The 5,490-nt window shown below is 34.4% G+C and carries 5 protein-coding genes; 1 reads left to right on the top strand and 4 read right to left on the bottom strand.

The window, feature by feature from the left end:
* Positions 1-91: 91 nt before the first annotated feature.
* The 3 genes from tlp to ACPYKA_RS18240 all read right to left on the bottom strand — a co-directional run bounded on the left by tlp (position 92) and on the right by ACPYKA_RS18240 (position 4,448).
* Positions 92-322, bottom strand: coding sequence for a small acid-soluble spore protein Tlp (gene tlp, locus ACPYKA_RS18250; protein ID WP_479543634.1), 231 nt, complete (start codon positions 320-322; stop codon positions 92-94).
* Between the two features lie 119 nt (positions 323-441).
* Positions 442-3,153: an aconitate hydratase AcnA gene (gene acnA / locus ACPYKA_RS18245; protein WP_479543633.1), complete on the bottom strand. Its 2,712-nt coding sequence runs from the start codon at positions 3,151-3,153 to the stop codon at positions 442-444.
* A 221-nt stretch (positions 3,154-3,374) separates the two neighbouring features.
* Positions 3,375-4,448 (bottom strand): ATP-binding protein, encoded by a 1,074-nt coding sequence (locus tag ACPYKA_RS18240; protein ID WP_479543632.1) that lies wholly within the window; start codon positions 4,446-4,448, stop codon positions 3,375-3,377.
* 268 nt (positions 4,449-4,716) lie between these two features.
* Here ACPYKA_RS18240 and ACPYKA_RS18235 point away from each other — a divergent pair, with 268 nt between their 5' ends.
* The gene (locus ACPYKA_RS18235) at positions 4,717-5,199 is read left to right on the top strand and encodes a DUF2621 family protein (RefSeq protein WP_479543631.1); all 483 of its coding nucleotides are present in this window, start codon (positions 4,717-4,719) and stop codon (positions 5,197-5,199) included.
* 34 nt (positions 5,200-5,233) lie between these two features.
* On the opposite strand, the gene ACPYKA_RS18230 is transcribed toward ACPYKA_RS18235, so the two are convergent.
* A partial coding sequence (locus tag ACPYKA_RS18230) for a transposase (protein WP_479543630.1) occupies positions 5,234-5,490 on the bottom strand: 257 nt, incomplete at its 5' end.

Here is a 5,490-nt window from a genome sequence, read left to right as displayed (position 1 = left end):
TTCCTCCAATACTTCATCCAACTAACATTTTACCATAAGAAAAAAAGTCTCCAAAATAAATTGGAAACTTTTTTAGGTAAATTCTTCAGTCTTATTCCGTTTGATGCCTGTGTTCATCTTTTATTTCATCTCGAAAACCTTCAATTGCTTCTTCACGACGTTCGTTTTTTCGTCTTATTTGCTTTTTCTCCTGTTCAGGTGCCCATTCCATTCGCTCTTCTGCTTCTCGATAATTTTCAATTGTATCATGAACCATATCTTGTAATTTTTCTACGTTATCACTACGATCATCTGGCTTTGGCCTATTTTGATGTCTGTCCACTGTTAAAAATTCACTCCTATATTTTTTATTAATTATTAATTATCATCCCAATATAGCGTTTATTTATGCATAAAAAAATCATCACATAATGAATTTCATTATGTGATGATTTAACTTTGTTACTGTGCCATTCTTTGACGCAATACCATTTGTAAAATACCACCGTGACGGTAGTAGTCCATTTCTACTTCACTGTCAAATCTAACAACAACGTTAAATTTAGTTTCTTTGCCTTCTTCATCTGTTGCAACTACTTCGACCGTGTCATTTGGTTTAACATTTTCGTCAATCTTAATGTTTAGTGCTTCTTTACCAGTTAAACCTAATTTTTCAGCACTTTCGCCTTTTTCAAATACTAGTGGAAGAACACCCATCATAACTAGGTTAGAACGGTGAATTCTTTCATAGCTTTCAGCAATAACAGCTTTAACACCTAAAAGGTTTGATCCTTTCGCTGCCCAGTCACGAGAAGATCCCATTCCGTAATCTTTTCCACCGAGAACGACTAAGCCTGTATTATCTTCTTTATATTTCATTGCTGCATCATAAATAGGCATGATTTCTCCTGTCGGCCAGTAAGTAGTATATCCACCTTCTGTGCCTGGAGCAATTTTGTTACGGATACGAATATTTGCGAAAGTTCCACGCATCATAACTTCATGGTTGCCTCGACGAGATCCATAAGAGTTAAAGTAACGCGGTGTAACACCTTTCTCTTGTAAATATTTCCCTGCCGGCATATCTTTTGCAATCGCTCCTGCAGGTGAAATATGGTCTGTTGTAATAGAATCGCCAAAATACCCCAATACACGTAAGTTATTTAATGATTCAATTGACCCTGCTTCTTTCGATAGCCCTTCAAAGAAAGGAGGATTTTGGATATAAGTTGACTCATCTGACCATTCGTATAATGGTTCATCAGTTGTGTCAATTTGATTCCATTTTTCATTAGATTCGAATAAATTATCGTATTCAGAACGGAAAATCTCAGGGTTAACAACTTTGTTTACTTCCGCTTTAATATCCGCCATTGATGGCCAAATCTCTTTTAAGTAAACGTCGTTTCCGTCTTTATCTTTTCCAATTGGATCATTATTTAAATCCGTATCCACAGTTCCTGCTAGCGCATATGCAACTACAAGAGGTGGAGATGCTAGATAGTTAGCTTTTGTTAATGGATGGATTCTTCCTTCAAAGTTACGGTTACCTGAAAGTACAGACGCAACCGTTAAGTCAGTATCCATAATCGCTTTTTCAATTTCTTCACGTAATGGACCAGAGTTTCCAATACATGTTGTACATCCGTATCCAACAGTATTAAATCCTAATTGATCTAGATAACTAGACAGTCCAGAATCATCAAGATAACGTGTAACAACTGTAGAACCAGGTGCTAGTGACGTTTTAACATAAGCAGGCACTTTTAGTCCTTTTTCAACAGCATTTTTTGCAAGTAGTCCTGCGCCTAGCATAACATAAGGGTTGGATGTGTTTGTACATGATGTAATAGCAGCGATTGCTACTGCTCCAGTTTTCATAACAGATTTTTCACCATTTGGATGGTTTACTACTGCTTCTTTATCAAATTCTGATTTATCTAAACCAAATCCTTGGTTTCCTGCAGGTGCAGTGATCGCTTTTTTGAATTCTTTCTGCATATCTGTTAAAGCAATTCTATCTTGTGGACGCTTAGGACCAGCAAGGTTAGGTACTAGTTTAGATAAGTCGATTTCAACTGTTTCCGTATATTCAGGGTCACCATCTTCAGGTGAATACCACAAATTATTTTCTTTACAGTATTTTTCAACTAAAGCGATTTTTTCTTCACTACGTCCAGTTAAACGTAAGTAATTTAATGATTCTTCATCGATTGGGAAGAACCCACAAGTTGCACCGTACTCAGGAGCCATGTTCGAAATTGTTGCACGATCGGCAAGTGGCATATCTTTTAATCCTGGACCGTAATATTCAACAAATTTTCCAACGACGTTTTTCTTACGTAATGTTTCCGTTACTGTAAGTGCTAAATCTGTTGCTGTAGTACCTTCTGGGAAACTACCAGTAAATTTCACACCAATAACTTCTGGTGAAGGGAAATAGGAAGGTTGACCAAGCATTCCAGCTTCAGCTTCAATCCCACCAACTCCCCATCCAAGGACACCTAAACCGTTAACCATTGGCGTATGGGAGTCTGTACCTACTAATGTATCAGGAAATGAATCATAGCTTCCTTCTTCATTTTCATTTGCATGAACCACATCAGCTAAATACTCCAAGTTAACTTGGTGTACAATTCCAGTGGCTGGTGGTACAGCACGATAGTTTTTGAATGCTTTTTGAGCCCAATGTAAAAACTCATAACGTTCCGCATTTCTTTCGAATTCTAATTCCATATTTGCTTGTAACGCATTATGAGTACCATATTTATCAACCTGTACAGAGTGGTCAATAACTAAATCAACTGGTACTTCAGGGTTAATTTTATCTGGGTCTCCTCCCATATCAACCATTGCTTTACGTAATGAAGCTAAATCAACAACTGCAGGCACTCCTGTGAAGTCTTGTAAAATTACACGAGATGGTTTAAAAGGAACGTCCGTATTTGCCCCTTCTTTAGTTCCCCAATTTGCTAGTCCCTTTACGTGTTCATCTTTAATTACTTTTCCATCATATTGACGAATGACAGACTCTAAAAGAACACGGATTGAAAATGGCAGGCGATCAACCTTTCCAAGACCGGCATCTTCAATAGCTTTTAAATCATAGTAATTATACGTTTTTCCATTTAGTTCAAAGTTCTTTTTTGAACGAAATACTTCTTGCTCTCTCATAAACTATTATGCCCCTTTCATTCACTAAATAAAGATTACTACTTTCTTTCGAACATAAGCAGTAATTAATAAGGCATGTAAATACATACCCTTTTCAATAATAGTTTATATGAAACAAGAAGATAAAACAAATGTTTAGAAATGTAATCGATATACGAATATCTTATCCAACGTGATAAAATTCAATTATAAGAAAAACCCTTTCCAAAAAGAAAAAGTTATTATTCAAAATAAGCTGGTAACAAAACTGTAAATGTTGTTCCTTTATCTTTTTCAGAACGTACCTTCAGCGTTCCTTGATGAATATCAAGAATATGCTCTGAAATGACTAATCCTAATCCAGTACCTTCTTCTTTCGTTGTAAAAAAAGGATTTTGCAGTTGTTGTAATAATTCTTCAGGAACTCCCTGCCCCTCATCTTTTATAGAGATTTCAATAAAGTCATCTACTAACCGACTTGTAATAAAAATGGAGCCAGAATTTTTCATTGCTTCCGCGCCGTTTTTGATTAAATTAATAAGCACCTGTTTAATTTGAGAAGCATTACAATGCGTCATTAAACTGTTATCTAGATCGATATTGAAATCAACATTTTTCATATCTGTTTGATTATCCATTAAAAATAGAACATCATCTATCATTTGATGGACATATTCTATCTTCTTTTGGCTTTTGAATGGTTTTGCCATATGAAGCAATTCAGAAGTGATCTTTTCTAATTTTTCGATTTCACCAATCATTACTTTATAATACTCTTCTTTTTGTTGAACTCCTGCCTGTACTAGTTGTAAAAAGCCTTTTAGTGAAGTAAGCGGATTACGAATTTCATGTACCAATCCTGCTGAAAGTTGTCCGGCAAGAATTAATTTTTCCGAATCAAGTAATACTTGTTTCAATTCATTTAAGTATGTGGTATCTCTTAATTGACATATAATAAGTTCTTCATCCTCAATGATTATTCTGTCAATAATTGCATTAAAAGAATACGTCTCTCCCTTTTTTGAAGAGATGGTGATGTTCGGAATTTTTAATTTAGTATTGTTTAACCTAAAATGTTTATTGATCCGTTCTACTTGATCCTTTGGTAAGAGGACAGTCCAATCTTTCCCCAATATGTTTTCTACACTTATTTGAAAAAACTCTTCAAACAATTGGGATACATAAACCACTTTGTTTTCATTATTCCAAATAACGATGATCGAATCTTTATCATTGTTATAGTACCAATTCATTACCTCTGTTGGAAATGTGGTAGTATATGTCGATTGATCATATACATCTGAATTACTTATCATTTTATAACATCCCCTTAATAATAACCTTAAAAATCTTGCTTAATTCATCTCTATGTTTAGATACTTGTATGTATGACTTTTAATGTCTATAATTGTAATTATATTGGAGAGATTAATATTATTCGATAAATAATTGCTTAAAAACTTTAAAATTTCAACAATAATTTAACCAGATATTTTAATCTTACTATACAGATTGAGAAAATGAAATAGTATTTGTAATATTCAATACATTTTTTAACAATTATTAAATAAAAGGATGAAAAGTATGGGTGTCTTTATGGAATATTTTATTGTTTTTTGGGGATTTCTCTTAATCTTTTTATTGGGTATTGGTGGCTTCTTTATGTTTCGAAAATTTTTGAAACAATTGCCTAAAGAAGATGGAAAATCAGATATGGATTGGCAACATTATTATATAGAAAAAACGAAGCATATGTGGAATGATGAAGAAATTGAATTTTTAAATGAACTTGTCTCCCCTGTACCAGAATTATTTAGAGATGTTGCCAAGCAAACAATCGCAGGAAAAATAGGTGAACTTGCCTTAGCTAAAAACAAAGATAAAATTACAAGAGAAGTATTGATAGAAGGATACATAATTGGTACCCCCAAGAGAGATCACCGTTTTTTAAGAAAAAAACTCCGTGAAAAAAATATCGATGTTTCACAATACGAACACTTATTTTCTCTTTCTAAAAAAGATTATCGAGACAACTGGGAAACAAGGTATAAGAAAAACATACACTAATGCTGATTGTACGTAGGGACTGCTGAACAATTCACTATACAGCCCAAATTCGTTTGGCGAGTGTACTAAAAAATATGCCGAAAAATTGCCAAAAAAGGAGGCGCAGTTTGCGCTCCAAGTTTAAAACGAGGATTTGTATAGAAATTACCGTTTCACTCGTTTGTTGAAGGCATGTCGAAATAAGGCCCATTCCATAGCGACGTTTGCCTTCTCCGAATTTGCCTTCGATTTCAATTCGTTCTGTGGCGTCCTGCTTTTCTAATTGTTTCTGCTCTTTGGCCTTTTCTTTTG

The organism is Pseudogracilibacillus amylolyticus (SeqCode) (genome assembly GCF_051918545.1).
Taxonomy (GTDB): domain Bacteria; phylum Bacillota; class Bacilli; order Bacillales; family Amphibacillaceae; genus Pseudogracilibacillus.
The sequence above is the reverse complement of the archived record's forward strand: the minus strand, read 5'-3'. Positions and strand labels throughout refer to the sequence as shown.